General features: G+C 70.3%; 14 protein-coding genes and 2 pseudogenes. 5 read left to right on the forward strand and 11 right to left on the reverse strand.

Translation table 11 applies throughout. The features are described 5' to 3' along the window. Window positions 1–145: 145 nt before the first annotated feature. The 7 genes and pseudogenes from RPX00_RS32295 to RPX00_RS32325 form a co-directional block, all read right to left on the reverse strand. A complete protein-coding gene (locus RPX00_RS32295) occupies window positions 146–1,450 on the reverse strand; it encodes an alpha-glucosidase/alpha-galactosidase (protein WP_406631032.1) in 1,305 nt (434 codons plus the stop codon). Beyond that, window positions 1,447–2,388, reverse strand: a complete 942-nt coding sequence (locus RPX00_RS32300) for a carbohydrate kinase family protein (protein WP_406631033.1) — start codon at window positions 2,386–2,388, stop codon at window positions 1,447–1,449. Before RPX00_RS32300 ends, RPX00_RS32295 begins: the two co-directional genes overlap by 4 nt. Before the next feature lie 26 nt (window positions 2,389–2,414). Then, entirely contained in the window at window positions 2,415–3,302 is an 888-nt protein-coding gene (locus tag RPX00_RS32305) for a carbohydrate ABC transporter permease (protein ID WP_406631035.1), read from the reverse strand. Then, window positions 3,299–4,213, reverse strand: a complete 915-nt coding sequence (locus RPX00_RS32310) for a carbohydrate ABC transporter permease (RefSeq protein WP_406631037.1) — start codon at window positions 4,211–4,213, stop codon at window positions 3,299–3,301. Before RPX00_RS32310 ends, RPX00_RS32305 begins: the two co-directional genes overlap by 4 nt. A gap of 10 nt (window positions 4,214–4,223) precedes the next feature. After that, on the reverse strand, window positions 4,224–5,507 hold the full coding sequence (locus tag RPX00_RS32315) for an ABC transporter substrate-binding protein (protein WP_406631039.1): 1,284 nt from the start codon (window positions 5,505–5,507) through the stop codon (window positions 4,224–4,226). Window positions 5,508–5,544: 37 nt separating this feature from the next. After that, the gene (locus tag RPX00_RS32320; protein ID WP_406631041.1) at window positions 5,545–6,726 is read right to left on the reverse strand and encodes a Gfo/Idh/MocA family protein; all 1,182 of its coding nucleotides are present in this window, start codon (window positions 6,724–6,726) and stop codon (window positions 5,545–5,547) included. A gap of 75 nt (window positions 6,727–6,801) precedes the next feature. After that, window positions 6,802–7,673: pseudogene (locus RPX00_RS32325) on the reverse strand (DeoR/GlpR family DNA-binding transcription regulator). Window positions 7,674–7,812: 139 nt separating this feature from the next. On the opposite strand from RPX00_RS32325, the gene RPX00_RS32330 reads away from it, so the two are divergent. From RPX00_RS32330 to RPX00_RS32345, 4 genes are all read left to right on the forward strand, one after another. Next, window positions 7,813–8,640: an SIS domain-containing protein gene (locus RPX00_RS32330; protein ID WP_406643159.1), complete on the forward strand. Its 828-nt coding sequence runs from the start codon at window positions 7,813–7,815 to the stop codon at window positions 8,638–8,640. A 6-nt stretch (window positions 8,641–8,646) separates the two neighbouring features. Further along, window positions 8,647–9,528: a 1-phosphofructokinase family hexose kinase gene (locus RPX00_RS32335; RefSeq protein ID WP_406631043.1), complete on the forward strand. Its 882-nt coding sequence runs from the start codon at window positions 8,647–8,649 to the stop codon at window positions 9,526–9,528. Beyond that, the gene (locus RPX00_RS32340; RefSeq protein WP_406631045.1) at window positions 9,525–10,361 is read left to right on the forward strand and encodes a class II fructose-bisphosphate aldolase; all 837 of its coding nucleotides are present in this window, start codon (window positions 9,525–9,527) and stop codon (window positions 10,359–10,361) included. Before RPX00_RS32335 ends, RPX00_RS32340 begins: the two co-directional genes overlap by 4 nt. A 112-nt stretch (window positions 10,362–10,473) precedes the next feature. Then, a complete protein-coding gene (locus RPX00_RS32345; RefSeq protein WP_406631047.1) occupies window positions 10,474–11,685 on the forward strand; it encodes an amidohydrolase family protein in 1,212 nt (403 codons plus the stop codon). Between the two features lie 219 nt (window positions 11,686–11,904). Here RPX00_RS32345 and RPX00_RS32350 read toward each other — a convergent pair. Continuing rightward, window positions 11,905–12,441 (reverse strand): annotated as a pseudogene (locus tag RPX00_RS32350) (GntR family transcriptional regulator); the annotation flags it as partial. Between the two features lie 135 nt (window positions 12,442–12,576). On the opposite strand from RPX00_RS32350, the gene RPX00_RS32355 reads away from it, so the two are divergent. Then, the gene (locus RPX00_RS32355) at window positions 12,577–14,043 is read left to right on the forward strand and encodes a chlorohydrolase family protein (protein WP_406631049.1); all 1,467 of its coding nucleotides are present in this window, start codon (window positions 12,577–12,579) and stop codon (window positions 14,041–14,043) included. Window positions 14,044–14,180: 137 nt separating this feature from the next. Here the strand turns inward: RPX00_RS32355 and RPX00_RS32360 are convergent, their stop codons facing one another. The 3 genes from RPX00_RS32360 to RPX00_RS32370 are packed head-to-tail and all read right to left on the reverse strand — an operon-like array spanning window position 14,181 to window position 17,004. After that, window positions 14,181–15,341: an amidohydrolase gene (locus tag RPX00_RS32360; RefSeq protein WP_406631051.1), complete on the reverse strand. Its 1,161-nt coding sequence runs from the start codon at window positions 15,339–15,341 to the stop codon at window positions 14,181–14,183. Continuing rightward, window positions 15,338–16,792 (reverse strand): sodium:solute symporter, encoded by a 1,455-nt coding sequence (locus RPX00_RS32365; protein WP_406631052.1) that lies wholly within the window; start codon window positions 16,790–16,792, stop codon window positions 15,338–15,340. Before RPX00_RS32365 ends, RPX00_RS32360 begins: the two co-directional genes overlap by 4 nt. Then, on the reverse strand, window positions 16,789–17,004 hold the full coding sequence (locus RPX00_RS32370) for a hypothetical protein (protein ID WP_406631054.1): 216 nt from the start codon (window positions 17,002–17,004) through the stop codon (window positions 16,789–16,791). Before RPX00_RS32370 ends, RPX00_RS32365 begins: the two co-directional genes overlap by 4 nt. Window positions 17,005–17,066 lie beyond the last annotated feature (62 nt).

Here is a 17,066-nt window from a genome sequence, read left to right on the forward strand (position 1 = left end):
GCCTCGGAGGTTCCGAAGACATCCTGGCGACTGGGTCCGGGCTCGCGGGGAAATCCGCATTACCGGCTGGGCGTACTTCTGGTGCCTGCCCGTCCGGCAGGCACCAGAAGTTTAGCGGATCACCGCGACGCGCCGTCAAGGCTCATTAGCTGCCTAGAGTCGCGCGCAATCCCGGCTGAAGCGCGTCGCCGTGCGCGCGCACCATTTCGTCGCACAGTTCCCAGATCCGTTCCACCGGAAGCGCGGCCGCGGTGGCCGGATCGGTCATCGCCGCGTGCCGGATGTGCCGCGGATCGTCCTCGATCGCCGCGCGCACCACGAGTTCCGTGGTGCTCAGGTAGGTGCGGTTGAGCGCGGCCAGCTGCGGCGGGAGCGCGTCGACGCGGGTGGGCCGGATTCCGGTGGCATCGGCGAGGCACGGCACTTCGACGGCTCCGGTCGCCGGGAGATTCGGGATCAGCCCGCGGTTGAGCACATTGCCGTAAACGGTGCGCGGCGTGCCGGTGACCACGCTGTGGATGATCTGCGGCGCGTATTCGTTGGTGCCTTCGACAGTGAGCGGTTCGTCGCGCTCGATGGCCTGGCGAGTGCGTTCGTATTCGGCTTCGTTCTCCGCCACCACGTCGAGATACGCGCCGATCGGCAGCCGCAGCCGTTCGATTTCGCTGGCGTGGCCGAGATACCAGGGCACGTATTCGGAGGAATGCTCGCTGGTTTCGGTGGGGTAGTAGCCGAGCCGCCGGAACATGTCGAACCGGACGCGCCGCCGCAGCTGCGGGTCCTCGGCGAGTTCGGCGAGCCGCGGGTACAGGTCGGCGCCCTGGTGTTCCAGCCGCAGGATCCAGGCCTGGTGATTGATCCCCGCGGCGTGGTAAGTGACCTCGGACAGCGGCACCTCCAGCAGTTTCGCCAGGTCGTGCACCGTCCAGTACACCGAATGGCACAGGCCGACCACGCGGTCCGAGCCGAGCGTTTCGGACAGGTACTGCACGTTCATCGCCATCGGGTTGGTGTAGTTCAGCAGCCACGCCCGCGGGCACACCTCGGCGATGTCCGCGCCGAGGTCGCGCAGGAACGGGAAAGTGCGCAGGGCGCGGAAAATCCCGCCGACGCCGAGCGTGTCGCCGATGGTCTGCTTCACGCCGAACCGGGCGGGAATGTCGAAGTCGACGCGGGTGGCCTCGCCCATTCCGATTTGGACCATGTTGACGACGAAGTCCGCGCCCTCGAGGGCTTCGCGGCGGTCGGTGTGCGCGGTGAGGACGGGCTTGGCGCCGCGGGCTTCGGCGATCCGCCCGGCCGCCGCGTGCGCGACGCGCAGGCGTTCCGGGTCGATGTCGTGCAGCGCGACGTGCACCTCGGCCAGTTCGGGATAGGCGAACAGATCCGCGAGCAGGCCCTGGGTGAACACGACGCTGCCGGCGCCGACGAAGGTGATCTTGGTGGTCATGCGCTTTCCGTTTCGGTGAGGGGGAAAAGTTCGTTCCAGGTCGGTTGGCCGTCGATCCCGCCGCGCGCGAGCGTCGACCGGCCGCCGCCTTCGACGCCGGCCCGCAGCGCGTCGGGGAGCGGCAGGCCGCGCAGCGTCGCGGCGAGGAACGCGGCGTTGAAGCTGTCTCCGGCGCCGACGGTGTCGAGCGGGGTGATCGGGGACGCGGGAACCGTGACGATTTCGCCGCGGTGGTGGGCGATCGCGCCGTCGGCGCCGTTCTTGACGACGACCGTCGGACCGTGCCCGGCGAGCTGCGCGGCGGCGTCGAGCAGCGCGGATTTCCCGGACAGCTGCCGTGCTTCGGCGGCGTTGGGCAGGAGGAAGTCGGTTTCCTTGAGCACCAGCGGGATTCCGGCCGGATCCCACTGCCGTGCCGGATCGTCGTTGGTGTCCAGCGAGGTCGTCGCGCCGTGCGCCCGGGCGATGCGGAACAGTTCGGGCAGCCCGGCGGCCAGTTGGGGCAGCAGGAAATAGGACGACGCGTGGACGTGCCGGGCGCTCGCCAGCAGGCGTTCCGGGACATCCGCGGCCGACACCGCGCCCAGCACGCCGGAACTCGTGACGATGGCCCGGCTGTCGTCGCGGGTCAGGATCGCGGTGAGGGGCGTCGGCAGGGCGGGATCCACCGTGAGGGCCTGGGTATCGACGCCGCGCTCGGCGAGGATGTCGCGAACGAAGCGACCGGCGGCGTCGTCGCCGATCCGGCCGGCGAAGGCGACCTTCAATCCCAGCCGGGCGGCTCCGGCGGCGGTGATCGCGGCGGACCCGCCGAGCGTGAGCGAGCCGTGGCCGACGAGGTTCTCCCGTTGCCGGAAGTCGAGATCGCCGGTCAGCGGCCCGAGGACGACGTCGGGGTTGACGTCGCCCAGCACGAGCAGGTCGAAGGGGTGCGGCATGCGTGGTTCCTCTGGAGGAGTGCGGTTCAGCCTTTGAGACCGCTGGAGGTGATGGACTGGATGAACGTCTTCTGCGCGCCAAGGAACGCCAGCAGCACCGGCAGCACGGTGATCACGTTCCCGGCCATCACCGCCGCCCAGTTGGTGTGGTGCTGTCCCTGGAAAGTGGTGAGGCCGAGCTGCAGCGTGTACTGGGTGTCGTGGTTGATCGCGATCAGCGGCCAGGTCAGGTCGTTCCAGGTGCTGAGGAAGGTCAGCACCGCGACCGTGCTCAACGCCGGCCGCGACAGCGGCAGCACGATCCGGACCAGCACCCGCAGCCGCGAACAGCCGTCGATCCAGGCCGCCTCCTCCAGTTCGCGCGGCAGCGACAGGAAGAACTGCCGCAGCAGGAACACCGCGAACGGCGTGACCAGCGACGGGACGATCAGCGCGCCGAGCGAGTCGATCAGGCCGAGCTTCTTCATGACCAGGAACGTCGGGATCATGGTGAGCTGGAACGGCACCGCCATGGTCGCCATCATCAGCCCGAGCATCACCTTCGACCCGCGGAACCGCATGCGCGCGAACGCGTAGCCGCCGAGCGAGCCGAAGACGAGGTTGGCCGCCACGGTCACGACCGACACGATGAGCGAGTTGGTGAACCAGCGCAGGAACAGCGCGTTCTCCAGCACGTACCGGTAGCCGGAGAAATCGATCCCGGACGGCCACAGCGACGGCGGGAACCGGTTGATCTCCGCGTTGCTCATCACCGAACTGAGCAGCAGCCACACCAGCGGCGCGGCGAACAGCAACGCCAGCGGGGCCAGCAGCAGATGCCACGGGCTGAACGGCAGCCGCCAGCGCCGGCGGGAGCGGAGCACGTCGGGCAGCTGAGCAGCGGACACGGGGGCAGCGTGCGCGCGCGTCGTCATTGAGCCTCCTTGTTGCGGCGCAGCAACCGGACGCCCAGCCCGAGCGCCAGCAGCACGACGGCGAGCACATACGCGGCGGCGGCGCCGTATCCGGCGGTGAAGTTCTGGAAGGCCTGTTGCCAGATGAAGTAGACGATCACCGTGGTCGACCCGAGCGGTCCGCCCTTGGTGGTGACGTACGTCAGGTCGAACACCTGCAGCGATTGGATCAGCTGCCACAGCGTCAGGAAGGTGGTCACCGGCAGCACGGCGGGCAGCGTCACGTGCCGCAGGATCCGGAACGGGCCGGCGCCGTCCAGCCGCGCGGCTTCGATGAGCGAAGGCGGCACATCCTGCAGCGCGGCCAGGAAAACCACCATGCAGAAGCCGGTGCCGCTCCACAGCGTGATGGCCACCAGCACCAGCAGCGCCTGCGACGGATCGGTCAGAAACCCTTGCGGGCTCAGCCCGATCCGGTGCAGCAGCGAGTTCGCGACGCCGAATTCCGGGTCGAGGATGAACGAGAACAACACACCCTGCGCGGTGGCCGACAGCACGAACGGGACGAACATCAGCGTCCGGTACGCGCCGATGAACCGCACCCGCCGGTTCAGCGCGAGCGCCAGCGCGAGGCCGAGCACGATGCTCAGCGGAACGTATAACGCCGTGTACACCAGCGTGTTGCCGACCGCCTGGCCGAAGTGCGGGTCCTGGGCGAGCGCCGCGTAGTTGTCGACGCCGACGAACCGGGACGGGGTGACGAGGTCGTCGGCCTGGAACGACAGGATCAGCGACCACACCACGGGCACCAGCCCGAGGCCGATGATGACGACGACCGAGGGGCTCAGGTAGGCCCAGGCGGCGGCGGTCTCGCGCCGCCGGCGGGTCTTGGCGGCCGGAGCGACTGTGATCGGGCCGGGATGTACGGACATGTGCGGGGTCCTAACGGGGGATGACGAGGGCGGCGTTGGCCGCGGAGGCGCAGTCGCGCATGGCGTCGGCGGGCGTGGCGCGCCCGAGCAGCACGGACACGATCGCGGCGGCGACGGCCTGCGAAACCTGCGGGTAGGCGGGGTGGTTGGCGCGGACGTGCGAGTTTTCGAGCGACTTGACGAACACGGAAATCCCGGCGGTGTCCCGCGATTTCCGCTGCCAGTCCGGAAGGCGCTGCGACTGCGTGCTCAGCGGGAGGCTGCCCGCTCCGACGTCCCAGACGACGTCCTGGGCCGGGGCGGTGAGCCACCGCAGGAAGGTCTTGGCCGCGGCGAGGCGGCGGTCGCCGTTGTCGAACACCGTCCAGGTGTCCGGACCGGAGATGGTGATCGGGTTTCCGGTGAACGTGGGGAGCGGGACGATGTGGTAGTCGAGGCCCGCGTCGACGATGTCGGGCAGCTGCCACGGCCCGGTCGGCACCATCGCGATCCGGCCGGAGGCGAACGCCTGGTACATCTGCTCGGAGCCCGGTTTCGGGTCGATGTAGACACTGCGGTCGGCGGCCAGGTTCCGGATGACTTCGAGCGCCTGCACCCCGCTGTCCGCGAAGCCGATGCTGCGGCCGTCCTGTCCGACGATGGTGCCGCCAAGGTCCCAGATCATCGGCCACAGCCGCCAGACGGTGTCCTCGTCGCCCGCGCCGGGCCACGCCGTGCCGAACTGCCCCTTGTTCCGGTCGGTCAGTTTCTTCGCGGCGGCCACGAAATCCGGCCAGCGCCAGGAATCGTCCGGCAGCGGGACGCCGTGCTGCTCGAAGAGTGTCTTGTTGCACGCGACGGCCAGCGAGTCGAGCATCGCGGGCACCGCGCGGACGCGGCCGTTCACGGTGACCGCTTCGAGCGCGGGCTTCCAGAACTCCGTGCCGCTGTGCACGACGTCGTCCACGTCCGCCACCCGCGGGCTGCGGGCGATGCTGGACAGATCGGAGCCGAAGATGTAGGCGATGTCGGGGTAGGAGCCGGACGCGAGCGCCGCGGTCACCTTCTGCAGCATGGCGTCGGCGAGCACGCCGCCGCCGAGGTCGATCCGGATGTCGGGGTGCTCGCGCTGGAACGCGGCGACCAGCTGCTTGAGGACCTTGAGACCGGTGTCGTTCTGGCCGTGCCACATTTCGACGGTGACCGGCCCCGAGGTGGCGGCGGGGGCTTCGGCGCAGGCCGCGGCGGCGGGCACCAGCGCCATGGCCGCCGCGCCGCGGAGAAACCCGCGCCGGGTCAGAGTGCGCACGCGCATGGGATTCCTTCCTAGCGGTGCTGGCGGGCTGGGGACGTCATCTGCGGGTTCCTTCCGGCGGGGAGAAGTGGGCGGCGACCGCGGCGGGCAGCGGCGGGACATCGATCGGCACGGAGCCGGAGCGCAGGGATTGCGTGGCGAGCGCGCCCGCGGCGACGGCCTCGCGGGCGGCGACCGGCGACAGCTCCGGCGGGTCGCCGCGGGTGACGTAGCGCAGAAACTCCGTCATGGTCAGGAGATCCGCGTCCGAGTGGCCGGAGGTGACACCGTCGATCGGGTACTCGCGGTCGCCCTCGGAGGACCACTCGCGGCGGCGGTTCCACACCTTCACCACGCCGCCGCCGGTGTCGCCGAAGTTCTCCGCGCGGCCTTCGGTGCCGATCACGGTGTAGTTGCGCCAGTAGTCGGGGGTGAAGTGGCACTGCTCGTAGCTGGCGAGCACGCCGTTGTCGAGTCGCATGTGGACCATCGACAGGTCTTCGACGTCGACGACCGGGTTGAGGCCGGTTTGCGCGGCGGGCGGCCAGTTGTCGAAGGAGAACCAGTCGTCGGCGAGCCGGTCGCCCTGGCCGCTTCGGTCGGTGATGCCGCCGTAGACGGTCAGGTCGCCCATCGCGGTGACGCGGCGGGTGAAGCCGCCGGCGAGGTAGTGGATGACGTCGAGGTCGTGGCTGGCTTTCTGCAGCAGCAGCGAGTTCACTTTGCGCCGGTCGGCGTGCCAGTCCTTGAAGTAGTAGTCGCCGCCGTTGCCGACGAAATGGCGGCACCACACGGCTTTCACCTCGCCGATCTCGCCGCGCTCGACCACGTCGTGCAGCGCGCGGACGACTCCGGAGTGCCGGAAGTTGTGTCCGATGTAGAGCGGGGTGCCGGTCTCCTGCGCGGCGGCGAGGACCGCGTCGGCGTCCGGAAGCGTGGTGGCGAGCGGCTTTTCGAGGTATACCGCCACTCCGGCGCGCAGCAGGTCGACAGCGATCTCGGCGTGCGTCCAGTCCGGGGAGGTGACGATCGCGGCGTCGACCAGCTTCGCCAGCTCCGCGTGCCCGGCCACGACGTCGACCGCGCCGAACAGGTCGCGCGCCCGCGCCCGGCCCCGCTCGTGCGGATCCGAAGCGGCGACGATCTCGGCCGCGATCCCGGATTTCGTTACGTGCCGCGCGATCCCGGCTCGAAGGCCGACGCCGACCACGCCGACCCGCAGCACCCCGGGGTTCACCACGTCGCCACCTCACCTCTGCGTGATATTGATCTGCATCATGGCAAATCAATCAGAAATGCGCAACGACGGGATGGCTTACCGGGCCACGATCAGGTCCACTGAGGCCGCGGTGAGGTCGGCGGCGAACGGAGCGGGCACCTCGGCGTCGGTGACCAGCACGTCGATCGCGTCCAGCCGGCAGATGCGGGCGAAGGTCGCCTTCGTCAGCTTGGTCCCGTCCGCCACCACGATCACGCGCCGGGCGACCTGGCTGAACCGCTTGCTGACCTCGGCTTCCCCTCGTGCAGCGTGGTCGCGCCGTACTGGGCGCTCAGCCCGTCGACGCCGAGGATGACCGTGTCCAGCGCGAACGCCGAGAGCGCGTCCGAGACGAGCGAGCCGACCAGTTCGTAGGACTGGCGCCGGGCGACGCCGCCGGTCACGACGATTTTGACGTGCGCGCGCACGGACAGCTCGTAAGCGATGTTGAGCGCGTTGGTGACGACGGTCAGCCCGGTGTCGCCGTCGGCGCGGGCGAACCTCTCGCTCTTGCCCAGCGCGCGGGCGACCTCGGTGGTCGTGGTGCCGCCGTTGAGCCCGACGGTTTCTCCCGGCTGCACCAGGTCCGCGGCGCGGGCGGCGATCGCGGTCTTCGCCTCGGCCTGCCGGGCGATCTTGTACTGCAGCGGCAGTTCGTAGCCGGCGCCCAGCGCGGCGGCCCCGCCGTGGGTGCGGGTGATCAGCCGCTGGTCGCCGAGGATCGAAAGGTCCCGCCGCGCGGTCGCGGGGGAGATGCCGAGCGCCTCGCCGATCTCCGAGATCGTGACGTTGCCCCGTTCGCTCACCAATTCGAGCAGGGCGTTCAGGCGTTGCTGAGGCGTCATGCCGGGTCTCTCGTTCCTGGTCGGAGGCGGTCCGCTGCTCATCCTAGAGGCCGGGACCGCGCGTTCTGGTGATTGAAACTGCATTATCAGTCATAGACTGATCAAAAATGCTCAAGTATGGTGACGGATGCGAGCACATCCCCTTGGATCGAAAGGCCTCCATCCCGTGTCCTCCCTTCCGGATGCCCCCTTCGTGGCCGCCGAGCTGGCGTCCCAGCCCGAGATGTGGCGCGCGGCCGCCGCGCTCGCCCCGTCCGCCGCCCTGCCCCAGCCGGGCGAACGGGTGGCGGTTGTCGGCTGCGGCACGAGTTGGTTCATCGCGATGAGCTACGCCGTCGCCCGCGAACAAGGCGGCTACGGGGTCACCGATGCCTTTGCCGGCTCCGAATACCCGGCGTCGCGCGAGTACGACCGCGTCGTGGCGATCTCCCGGTCTGGCACCACGACGGAGATCATCGACCTGCTCGCCGCGATGCCCGAGCAGCGCACCGTGCTGATCACCGCGGTCGGCGACAGTCCCGCTGCCGCGCTCGCGGACGAGGTCGTCGAACTGCCCTTCGCCGACGAGAAATCCGTTGTGCAGACCCGATTCGCCACCTCGGCGCTCGCCCTGCTGCGCGCCGGCCTGGGCGATGACGTCGAGCAGCTGGCGGCAGCCTGTGCCGAAGCGCTGGCCGAGCCGATCGACGACCTCCTCGACGCGGAACAGGTCACCTTCGTCGGCCGCGGCCCCGCTGTCGGGCTCGCTTACGAGGCCGCGCTGAAAACCCGCGAGGCCGCGCAGTTCTGGGCCGAGTCCTATCCCGCCATGGACTACCGGCACGGCCCGATCGCGATCGCGCAACCAGGGCGTCTCGTGTGGTCGCTGGGCCCGGCCCCCGCCGGACTGGCCGAGGACGTCGCCCGCACCGGCGCGCGCTTCGTGCACCACGACCTCGACCCGCTCGCCGCGCTCGTGGTGGCGCAGCGTTTCGCGGTCGCGCTGGCCGCCCGGCGCGGCCTGGACCCCGACCGCCCGCGCTCGCTGACGCGCTCAGTCATCCTCGCCTGATTCCCGATGATCGTCACCCTGACCCCGAACCCGGCCGTCGACGTCACCTACCGGGTCGCCGCCCACCTGCTCGGCGAGACGAACCGGGTGCGCGAGGTGCAGCGCCGCCCTGGCGGCAAGGGCGTGAACGTCGCGCGCGTGCTCGCCGCTCTGGACGTCCCGGTCCGCGCGGTGCTCCCGCTGGGCGGCGACGCGGGCCGGTGGCTCGGCAACGCACTGGACGTGCCCTTCGACGCAGTCCCGATTTCCGGCGAAAACCGCACCACCGTCACGATCACCGGCGACGGCCACCCGACCGTCTACACCGAACCCGGCCCGGAAGTGTCCGAAGAGGAATGGACGGCTTTCGGCGAGCGCCTGGCCGAATGCGTCTCCGGTTTCCTGGTGGTTTCCGGCTCGCTGCCGCGCGGGGCATCTCCGGACCTGGTCGCCGAGTGGGTCCGCATCGCCCGGAACGCCGGCGTGCCGACGCTGGTCGACGCGTCCGGCCCGGCTCTGCTGGCCGCCGCCCGGGCCGGCGCCGTCGTGAAGCCGAACCAGTCCGAACTGCTCGCCGCGACGTCCGCCGGGGACGAGGCTGCCGGTGCCGCAACACTTCTCCGCCTGGGTGCCCGGCAAGTCGTCGTCTCTCGCGGAGCCGACGGTATCGCCGCCTACACCGGGCACAGCGTCTTGACCGTCCCCGCCATCCCCGGCGTACACGGCAACCCCACCGGCGCCGGCGACGCCGCGACCGCCGGGCTCGCCGCCGCCCTCGCCGCCGGTCGGCCGTTGATCGAAGCCCTCCGCGCCGCCGCCGCGCTGGGCGCCGCAGCCGTCCTGCGCCCCGTCGCCGGCGAGGTGGATCTGCCCGCCTACCACCGATTCCTGAACGGAGCCACCCCATGATCACCCGCCCCGACCTGCCCCGGCTGCTGGCCGCCGCCCGCTCGCGCGGCTCCGCGGTGGGCGCGTTCAACGTGATCATGCTGGAACACGCCGAGGCCATCGCCGAGGGTGCGGAACAGGCAGGATTGCCGGTGGTGCTGCAGATCAGCGAAAACTGCGTCCGCTACCACGGTGGTCTCGCCCCGATTACCGTGGCGTCGCGGGAGATCGCCCGTCGCGCGTCCGTCGACGTGCTGGTGCACCTGGACCACATCGAAGACCCTTCGCTGATTCGGGAAGGCATCGCGCTGGGCGTCGACAGCGTCATGTACGACGGATCGCGGCTGCCCTATGCGGAAAACCTGCGCACGACCCGGGAAATCGCCGACCTGTGCCACTCGGCGGGGGTAGCGGTGGAGGCGGAACTGGGCGAGGTCGGCGGGAAGGACGGCGTGCACGCTCCCGGCGCGCGCACCGATCCTGCTGAAGCCGCGGACTTCGTCTCCGCCACCGGCGTCGATGCCTTGGCGGTCGCGGTGGGGACGTCGCACGCGATGGTGGAACGGACCGCCCAGGTGGACCGTTCGCTCGTGACCCGGCTGCGCGACGCTGTCCCGGTCCCGCTGGTCTTGCACGGCTCGTCCGGACTGTCCGACGAGGAACTGAGCGGCGCGGTGGCCAGCGGGATGGCGAAGGTGAACATCTCGACGCACCTGAACGGCCTGTTCACGCGGGCGGTGCGGCAGTTCTTGGCGGAACAGCCGGAGGCGGTGGACCCCAGGAAGTACGTCCGGCTGGGGAGGTCGGCGGTGGCTTCGGAGACGGCCCGGCTGCTGCGGTTGCTCGCTGGTTGAGTTTTCGGCGGCCGGTGCCTGTGTCCGGGGCCAGGCGGCACGGCACCTGTGTCTTTCTCACGTCCGGTACCCTTGGTATACCAAAGTGGTCCCGTCGAGAAAGGTGCTCTCCGTGTTGATCCGTGACGTCCGTCCGTGGGGCGGCCAGCGCAGCGACGTCGAGGTGGCCGGCGACCGGATCGCCGGGGTCCGCCCGCACGATCCGGCGGCCGCGCCCGGTCCGGACGCGGTCGAGGGGCGCGGGCGGCTGCTGTTCCCGTCGTTCAGCGACGTGCACGTCCACCTCGACTCGACGCGGATCGGCCTGCCGTTCCGGCCGCACACCGGGGCGCCGGGCGTCTGGGCGATGATGCTGAACGACCGCGAGAACTGGCGGAACGCCGAGGTCCCGCTGCCCGAGCGCGTCGCGGGCACGCTGGAGCGGATGATCGCGAACGGCACCACCCGGGTGCGCACCTACGCGCAGATCGACGTGGACTGCCAGCTCGAGAAACTCGACGCCGTCCTCGCGGCCAAGGAGCGGTTCGCCGAGCACGCCGATGTCGAGGTGATGGCATTCCCGCAGGCCGGGATCCTGCGCGAACCCGGCACGGCCGACGTGCTGGAGGCCGCGCTGCGCTCGGGCGCGTCGGTGGTCGGCGGGATCGATCCGTGCTCGCTGGACAAGGATCCCAAGGGGCACTTGGACGTCGTGTTCGGGCTGGCCGAGAAGTACGGCGTCGAGGTCGACATCCACCTGCACGAGCCGGGGCATCTCGGCGTGTTCTCGACTGACCTGGTGATCGAGCGGGTGCGCGCGCTGGACATGCGCGGCAAGGTGACCATGTCGCACGCGTACGAACTGGGCTCGGTTTCGGAAGCGGTGAGCCGCCGCCTGATCGACACGTTCGCCGAACTGGACATCGCGATGGCGACCGTCGCGCCGTCGGTCGACCGGCAGTTGTCGCTGGCGGACCTGACGACCGCGGGCGTGCGCGTCGGCCTGGGGGAGGACGGGCAGCGGGACTACTGGAGCCCGTACGGCAACTGCGACCTCCTCGACCGCACCTGGCAACTGGCCTTCACCCACGGCTTCCGCCGCGACGAGCTGATCGAGATGGCCCTGGCGGTCGCGACGATGGGCGGGGCGTCGATCATGAGCCACGACGTCCCCCGGCTGTCCGGCATCGCCGACCGGCCCGGCGTGGCCGCCGGCGATCGCGCGGACCTGGTGCTGGTGGACGGCGAGACCCCGACCAGCGCGGTGATGGACCGCGGCAAGGACCGGACGGTGCTGCACAACGGAGTCGTGGTGGCGGACGGGCTGGCGGTCGTCGACCTCTGACCGGGGCCGCGCGCTCTGCTCCCGCAGAAGTCCGTGAGGGAATCTGTTTCCCTCACGGACTTCCGGACCAGGGGGATGCGCCCAGAAGCGCGGCGCGGGCTCAGCCGGCCGAAGCGGCTTCCCCGCCGGATGCCGCCGCGCCGCCTCGCTGGTTCCCGTCGCCAGATGCGCCAGCACCAGCCGTTCCACCCGCTCGACGTCGCGGTCCACGATCGCCTCGTACAGGAGTTCGTGTTCTGCCGCCATGGCCGTCAGATCGTCGTGCTGGCCGAGCAGCCAGCGCATGCGGCTGCGCAGCGTCCGTTCCAGCTCGCAAAGCAGCTCGTTCGCCGAAAGCGACGTGACGACCTCGTGAAAGTCTGCCGCCGCACGGCGCGCCGTGACTGCGTCTCCGGCCCGGGCGGCTTGCAGTTCCACGTCCAGCACTTCCCGCAGCCGCGCCAGGCCCTCGCGGGTGCGGCGTTGCGCGGCGAGCCGGAAGGTCAAGCCCTCGAAGGCCGCGCGCACCTCGTTGAGGTCCGCGACATCCGACGCGGTGAACTCCCGCACCACCGACCACGACCGCGGCCGCGGCGTCACCAGGCCCTCGTTTCCCAGCGCCCGCAATGCATCCCGCACCGGCACGCGGCTCACGCCCATCTCCGCGGCGAGGTCCCGTTCGACCAGCTTGCTGCCGGGAGCCCGGGCGCCGTCGAGGATTTCGTCGCGCAGCTGGTCCGTGACGCGCTCCGACTCCGACGCGAAACCCGGCTCCATCCGATCCCCTCTCGCTGTCACCGGCAGTAGCGGCGATCCTCCTCCCAGGTTCCCGGAAAAACCCGCCTCCGGCAAGGTCTGGCCGCCAGGTTCCGCCGTTTGGTATACCTAAATGCCCCGAGCGGAAGGAACCCGATGCGCACTCGCTGGCGTGCCCGCCACGTCCTCGCCCACCAGAACGGGCGGCACGCCCTGCTGGAAAACGGCGAGGTCGTCTGGGAGGACGACGTCGTCGCCTACGTCGGCCCGCGGTATGCCGGAACTGTCGACCTGGACGTCGACCTCGGCGACGCGCTCGTCCTTCCCGGCCTGATCGACCTCGACGCGCTGACCGATGTGGACCATCTCGTCCTCGATTCCTGGGCGAGCGCGGACCGCGCGGCCGGATTGCAGTGGTCCGAGGACTACTTCGCGAACCGCCGCCACGACGTGTTCACCCCGGAGGAACGGCAGACCATTCGCGAGTACGCGCTCGTTCAACTGGCGCTGCACGGAATCACCACGTACATGCCGATCGCGTCGGAGGTCCACTCGTCCTGGGCGGAGCCGTACGAGGACCTCGTCGCGATGGCGGACTTCTCGAGGAACCTCGGGCTGCGCGGATACCTCGGCCCGGCTTACCGTTCCGGCGTCAATGTGGCCACTGTGGACGGTTCCCGAACGGTTGCCTTCGACGAGCCGCTCGGCGAGAAGGGACTGGCTGATGCGTTGCGGTTCCTCGACCATGTGAAGCAACTGGACGATCCGCTCGTCACCGGAGTCCTCTTGCCGTGCCGCATCGAAACGCTCACCGAAGACCTCATGCGCGCCACCGCCGACGCGGCGCGCCAACGGGATGTCCTCGTGCGGCTCCACTGTCTGCAAGGGGTGCTGGAGCGGGAACTGATCCTGGACCGTTACGGCGTAACGCCCTTGGAGATGCTCAAGCGCACCGGCCTGCTCACCGACCGGCTGCTGATCCCGCACGGCCAAGTCCTCGATCGCCACCCTGACGTCTACGGCGAGGACCGGGGCGACGTCGCTGAATTGGCTGCCGCGGGCGCGTCGGTGATCCACTGCCCGCTCACGTCCTTCCGCTACGGTCACGCGCTCCGCTCGTTCCGCGACTACCGCGAGGCGGGCCTGAACCTGTGTCTGGGCACGGATTCCTTCCCGCCGGACCTCGTGCGCGGCATGGACGTCGGCGTGCAGCTGGCGAAGGTGCTGGACGGACGCGCCGACGCGGCTCCGGCCGAGTGGTACGTCGAAGCCGCGACACTCGGCGGTGCCCACGCGCTCCGCCGCGACGACCTCGGCAAGCTCGCCCCGGGCGCGCAGGCGGACCTCGTCGCGTTCCACGTCGGCGACCTGCGCGACGGCGTGCGCGACGATCCGATCCGGACGTTCCTGCTCAGCGGAACCGCCCGCCAGGCAACGCATTCCGTCGTCGCCGGCCAGCCGGTGCTGGTGGACGGGCACGTGCCGGGCGTCGACGAACAGGACTTGCGCCGTCGTGCGCAGGCGTTGTTCGAGAAGATGCGCGCCGCGTACTCGGAACGGGATGTCGAACGCCGGGAGGCGGGGGAGTTGTTCCCGCCGACCTTCCCGGCGTTCCAGGAGTGACGCGGCCGCCGTCCGTGAAGGGCCCCTTCACGGACTTGTGGTCCCTTAAGCGGGGCGGCCTCAGCCTGCCGACTGTCGACAGGCTGAGGCCGCCCTAGTCCCTGGCAGGGGAACCAGAGCCCCCGCCGACTGCGGGGCTATCGCCGCGAGACGACGGCCCCGCCCTTCACCACCAGCCGTCGCGGGGGACGGGACACGACGGCTTCGGCCGGGTACACTGTGTCTACGAGAAAGAAATCGGCGTGGTCGCCGATCCGCAGGCCGTAGTCCTTGAGCCCCAATGCCTTCGCGCCGCCGTACGTCGCCGCGTGCAGCGCGAGGTCGATCTCGGGGTCGGTCCGGAACGAGCTGCGGTACGCCAGGTGCATCGTGCGCGTCAGCATGTCCCCGTCGCCGTAGGGGCCCCACAGGTCGCGGATGCCGTCGTTGCCGCAGGCGACGTTCGCGCCCGCGGCCCGCATCTTGGCCAGCGGCGGCACCGGCCGGTCGTACACCGCCGCGGTGGTCAGCGTGATCTGCTGCTCCGCGAGGTCCGCGATCAGCCGGTCCTGCTGCGCGTCCGGGATGCCGCAGATGCCGAACGCGTGCCCGATCGCGACCCTCCCGGCGAGCCCGAGCGCCTTCGTCCGTTCGATGATCAGCTCGATTTCCCAGGCCCCGAGCGGACCTTCGTCGTGCAGGTGCAGGTCGACGCCGCAGCCGTGCCGCGCGGCGATGTCGAAGATCGCGTCGAGGTGCCCGCGCGGATCGCGGTCGTAGCCTGCCGGGTCGATGCCGCCGACGTTCTCCACCCCGGACGCCACGGCGCGCTCCAGCAGCTCCAGCGTGCCGGGCCGGGTGAGCAGGCCGCCCTGGGGGAAGGCGACCTGCTCGACGGTGACCCGGCCGCGATGCCGCGCCGCCGCCTCCCGCACCGCCTCGATGCCGGACAGCCCGAGTTCGGGGTCGACATCGGTGTGCGTGCGGACGAACGAGGTGCCGTTCGCGATCATCTCGCCGAGCAGCGCGGCCGCCGGTTCGGGCGAGGGGAGCCCGAATTCCTTGCGGCGGCGCTGTTCGTTCGAGATCCGATCGGCGAGCACCGAGCCCGAGGTGTTCGGCACCCAGGGGAGGCCCCACAGGGTCTTGTCGAGGTGGCAGTGGGCGTCGACGAGGCCGGGCAGCAGCAACGCGCCGCCGCCGTCCTCGACCGGTACGTCAGCGGCGGCCGGGCCGAATCCGGCGATCCGGCCGTCGCGTACCAGCACGTCCGTCGGCTCGCCGCCACCGGGCCGGACGTTGCGCAGCAACAGGTTCACGCGACACCCTCCACCGCTTCGGCCCGGACTGTCGGCGCGCGCCGCTCGGAGGTGGCGAGGCTGACGCCGACCGTGAGCACGACGTTGACGATGATCGCGAGCAGTCCGGGATTGAGGCCCCACAAGGTGTTCTTCGACGCCAGCACCGTCCACGCGACGATCGCGACGCCGACCACGAGCCCGGTCGCCGCGCCCGCCTTGGTCAGCCGCCGCCACACCAGCCCCAGCACGATCGCCGGGAAGAACTGGGAAACGCCGTTCTGGCCGGTCAGCAGCAGGTTCACCAGCAGCGCCGGCTGGAAGACCGCGAACACCAGCGCCACCGCGGTCACGACCACGACCAGCCCGCGCGAGAGCCGGAACACGCCCAGCTCGCTCGTTTTCGGCCGCAGGACGCCCTGGTAGACGTTGCGGGCCAGCAGCGTTGCGGACTGCAGAAGCAGCAGGCTGATCGGCACGATCGCGGCCAGCGCGCCCGCGCCGCCGACGAGCCCGACCACCCACGACGGCATGGTCTTCAAGGTCAGCGACAGCAGCGCGCCGTTGGTGGCGCTGCCCTTCAGCCCGGGCACGACGAGCACCGCGGCGAAGCCGACGAACAGCGTCAACGCGATGAGAATCTGGTACAGCGGAAGGTAAATCGCGTTGCGGCGGATCGTCTGCTCGGACTTCGCGGTGTACATCGCGGCCAGCGCGTGCGGGAACATGAAGAACGCCGCGCTCGTGACGAGCAGGGTCGACATCATCCACGGCACGCCGAGCGGGCTGCCCGGGGCCGGCACGCTGAGGAAGCCGGGATGTTGTGCCTGGACGGTGTCGATGAGGTGCCCGAAGCCGCCGAAGTAGTGCACCGGGATCGCGATGCCGACGATCAGCACGGTGCCGATCAGCAGGATGTCCTTCAGCACCGACACCCACGCGGCCGCCTTCATGCCGGACGCGTAGACGAACACCGCGATCAGCACCACCGCGAGCACCATGCTGGTGACCCGGTTGATGCCGGTCGTCGTCTCGACGATCTGGCCGAGCCCGAGCAGCTGCGCCTCGATGTAGGGGATCATGAACGCCACGCCGACGATCGCGGTCAGCGCGCCGAACCACGGGCTGCGGAACCGGTGGGTGAAGAAATCCGCCTGCGTGACGAGGTTGTGCTTCTTCGCGTACCTCCACAATGGAGGGAGGAAGAAGTAGGACAGGATGAAGGCGCACGTGCCGTAGCCGGCGATGTAGAACGCCGCGCCGCCGTTGGCGTAGGCGAATCCGGAGGCGCCGAGATAGGTGAAGGTCGAGTAGGTCTCGCCCGCGGCGAGCACCCAGAACAGCAGCGTCCCGTAGGACCGGCCGGCGACCGTCCACTGTTCGAGGTCCATCTGCTTCCGGCCGCGCGCGGCCAGCCCGATGACCACCGCCAGCGCCACCACGGCCAGCGCGACGATCGTGCCCGCGTTCATCGCTGCTCCTGCCCGGTTTCGGCGGCGCCGGCGCGCCGGATGCGGTCGGCGACGGCGAGGAACAGGGGCGTGAGCGCCACCCAGAGCAGGATCCAGAACCCGATCTCGGGCAGGAACCAGACCCGGCCGCCGCCGCTGAACCACGGCAGGCCGGCGATCATCGCCACGTAAGGGGTGAAGGCCACCGCGGCCACCACTGCGGAACGCTTCATCGCGCACACCCTTCGTTGTTTGGTATACCATAAGCGCGGCTGGTGGCTGGTTGTCAAGGGTG

Source organism: Amycolatopsis sp. WGS_07, assembly GCF_045278895.1.
GTDB lineage: Bacteria > Actinomycetota > Actinomycetes > Mycobacteriales > Pseudonocardiaceae > Amycolatopsis.